The 3,044-nt window shown below is 44.1% G+C and carries 3 protein-coding genes and 1 pseudogene; all 4 read right to left on the minus strand.

Going from position 1 to position 3,044, the window contains the following annotated elements; all coding sequences use genetic code 11:
• A pseudogene (locus VB077_RS15750) lies at window positions 1-141 on the minus strand (transposase); the annotation flags it as partial.
• Window positions 142-206: 65 nt separating this feature from the next.
• Window positions 207-1,838, minus strand: a complete 1,632-nt coding sequence (gene tnpC, locus VB077_RS15755) for an IS66 family transposase (protein ID WP_323416211.1) — start codon at window positions 1,836-1,838, stop codon at window positions 207-209.
• A gap of 110 nt (window positions 1,839-1,948) precedes the next feature.
• A complete protein-coding gene (gene tnpB / locus VB077_RS15760) occupies window positions 1,949-2,305 on the minus strand; it encodes an IS66 family insertion sequence element accessory protein TnpB (protein WP_323416212.1) in 357 nt (118 codons plus the stop codon).
• Window positions 2,302-2,607 carry an IS66 family insertion sequence element accessory protein TnpA gene (tnpA, locus tag VB077_RS15765; protein ID WP_323416213.1) on the minus strand — a complete coding sequence of 102 codons (306 nt, stop codon included), beginning with the start codon at window positions 2,605-2,607 and terminating at the stop codon, window positions 2,302-2,304. The genes tnpB and tnpA overlap by 4 nt, the downstream gene beginning before the upstream one ends.
• Between the last annotated feature and the right edge of the window lie 437 nt (window positions 2,608-3,044).

Genomic DNA, 3,044 nt, shown 5'->3' on the forward strand with positions numbered 1-3,044 from the left:
GCGGTTGCGGATTTCAGGATGCTTCTGGCTTTTAACTACAGCGGTTGCACACTGTACTAGAAGCGGCTTAATATAACAGCCAGCTCTTGAAATCCTTACTGACTTTTTCTTTCCGGCACTTTCGTTATTCGTAGGTGTAAGGTAATTGTCAAATCCTAAGCACATGAATAAAAAAAAGCCCAACCCCAAGGCTGGACCCGAATTTTCTAATTTTTAGTTTTGTAACAGTTAGCCGGAAGCCCTTTCGACCAAGGAACAAACTTCTCAATCCGTTCCGGATATTGGTTGAAATCGGTATTGGGCATCTCTTTCAATAAATAAACCAGATATTCATAAACTTTCAGGTTATTGACCAGGGCAGTCTGTACGATGCTGTATACTATAGAACTGTCAATTGCACCCCGATCGGTTTTCATCGTAACCCAATTCTTTCTCCCCAGAGTGAAGGGGCGGATACTTCGCTCAACCAAATTATTGGTTAGCTCCAAGCGACCGTCTAAAAGGACGTTTTCAAAATACGGCCACTGGTTCAACGTATAATTTATGGCTTCATAGGCATGGGATTTGGGAACCGTAAGGGGCTTTGTTTCTTTAAGCCACACCAAAAAGGCATCCATCACCGGTTTTAAGAGGGTGAGACGCTTGTTATACCGTTCTTTTGGTTCGGCATCCTTGTATTTCTTTTCGATATGGAATAAATAGTCGCAGTATTCCTGTCCTTTGAAGCAGACCGTTTTCTTTTGCTCCTCCGGACTCAATGCCTTAATGGCATCCGTAAATTTGCGTTTTATGTGAGCGAGGCAGCCCACTACCGTGATCCCAGGGTCCAGACGATGGTAAACCTCATAGCCATCGGTATGCAAAAATCCGGTATAGTCCTTGAGAAACTCCTGAGCCGATTCCGAAGCCCGGCTTTCATGGAATTCATAGTAGATTATCGGCTCGTCATGTTCCCCGCTACAGTAAACCCAGACATAACATTTCTTCTTCGCATCTCTGCCATCCTGCTGCACAACGCGAGTCCACGTCTCATCCGCATGTAAAACATCTTTGCTCAGAAGGGTACTCCTCATATGGGTATAGATCCTTGAAAAGTATGCCTCTGAACATTTGAGAACCCAGTTACTCATGTTCTGCCGGGAGATCCGGACACTGTCCATACGGTCAAACTCTTTCTCAATCCGGGCGAGGGGCAGGGCATTGGTATATTTACTGTTGATGATGCCCGCAATGAGTTCCGGGGTGGCAAAGCTTCCGGGAATCGGCAAGTTGGGCATATCTGCACGAACAAAGGGGATTTCATCGCCTTCGCCTTGATTCTTTTCACACTCACGGCAGGTATAGACATGACGGCGGTGTTCCTCAACTACAAAATGAGCCGGTACAAGTTTCAGGGTCTTTGTTACTTCTACCTTCATTTCATGCATGGGGCTGGCACACACCGGGCAAATTTGTTGATCAGCCGGGAGCTCATGTTCAATAATCGTAACCTCTAAATCTTTGAAATCCTGCTCACGCTTACCCTTTTGTTTGGGTTTTTTGGGCGTCTTTTCGGTCGCTTCTTCAAAGGTCAGTTCCTTTGCCCCGTGTGAGGCTGTCACTTCAACTTCGTTAAAAAGGCAAAGCTGTTCTGCTCCCTCAGGGTAGGTTACTGAATCCCCGCTGGTTCCATACTTTTGATGATTACTCAATCGGATCATTTCCATAAGCCGGTTCAGACTCTGGGTGAGCTCGGCAATGGCCTGATCCTGTTTTTCGCAGTGCACAGCCAGTTCGGCCCGTGACATTTCTCGATAATTCAGTTTTGGTTTTTGAGGAATTTCTATCTTGTAATTCATAGCTCTATTATATAAGAATAGGGCGTAAAAACACAGGATAATAGCGGTAAAAGGCCCTAAAACAGGGGAAAATGAAGCAGTTTTTTTCTTAAATTTTTCTAGAAAGCCGATTAGAGAATAATCCGTTGTTTAACGGGTTTATGGGCCGTGGGTTGATCCATCGATAAACCATCCAACAGCCATCTAAACTGCCTTTCGGAAACCTCAAGAACCTGTTTGTCTTCATAGAACTTCCATCGGAAAACACCGCGGCTCAACTTGCGGTAGTATAGCCACCAGCCGTTATTGGACCAATGAAGGATTTTACATTTGTCACAGGTACGATTACAAAATACGTAAAGACAGTTTTCAAAGGGATCCATTTGAAGCTGGGTTTGGACCAACGTAGTAAGGCCCTCGATACTTTTTCGCATATCACAGGGCTTGCAGGAAAGAAATATTCTTAAACCATCAGCATTCAGACTCATAAGGTACGAAGCGCCCTAATGGCATCACGCAGGGTTTCAATTTGAAAGCCTGAATAAAGCTCGATGGAAACCCCTCCGATCTTCATAATGATCGGAACTTCCTTAGACGATGTCGATTTCAACTCGATAAAGGTTTCTTGTTTCTGATCTTCCTTGGCTTCGCGATTGCATTTATTCAGCCAATACCGAAGCGTAGAGATTTTTAGGTTGTTTTCTGAGCACCATGTAGCAGCGGTTTGGCCCGACGCACGAAAATCGGTAACTTGCCGGCGTCTGAGCACGGACTGCTCTTCTTGAGCCATAGATAATTCCTCCTTCTTTAGTCTTGAGGTAATTATCCCAGTTCCAACCGTTTATTTCTATGTGCAGAGTTTTTGACAATTACATTAAACAAGGTCTAACGACTACTTATACCTGCGTTAAGAAAAATAATTCAGGTGTGGTTGTTGATGGGGCATTGTTTGATTTTGTGGTTAATCCTGGAACAACCCCAACAAGTGCTTATACATTTACGGTGTTGTCGGATACTCAATGTAGCATCAAGTGTAATACTTCAGGATACTACATTGATTTGGTTGCTACGGATAGAGCGGATAGCATGTAGCGAACTGAGTTCTTTGGCGGTAATGTGCCCATTGCCAATTTCATTTAATTATTAACTTTAGATTCACCGCCTTCAGCGGTTATTCTTTTTCTCGCAAATCTTTGCCGATGGCGGCAATCTTAATTCTAACCAATC

It is taken from the genome of Desulfitobacterium sp. (assembly GCF_034927245.1).
Classification (GTDB): Bacteria; Bacillota; Desulfitobacteriia; order Desulfitobacteriales; family Desulfitobacteriaceae; genus Desulfitobacterium_A.

Bases quoted from the DNA above. Each gene is read 5' to 3' on its own strand.
- tnpC (WP_323416211.1), bottom strand. From the start codon at position 1,838: ATGAATTACAAGATAGAAATTCCTCAAAAACCAAAACTGAATTATCGA.
- tnpB (WP_323416212.1), bottom strand. From the start codon at position 2,305: ATGAGTCTGAATGCTGATGGTTTAAGAATATTTCTTTCCTGCAAGCCC.
- tnpA (WP_323416213.1), bottom strand. From the start codon at position 2,607: ATGGCTCAAGAAGAGCAGTCCGTGCTCAGACGCCGGCAAGTTACCGAT.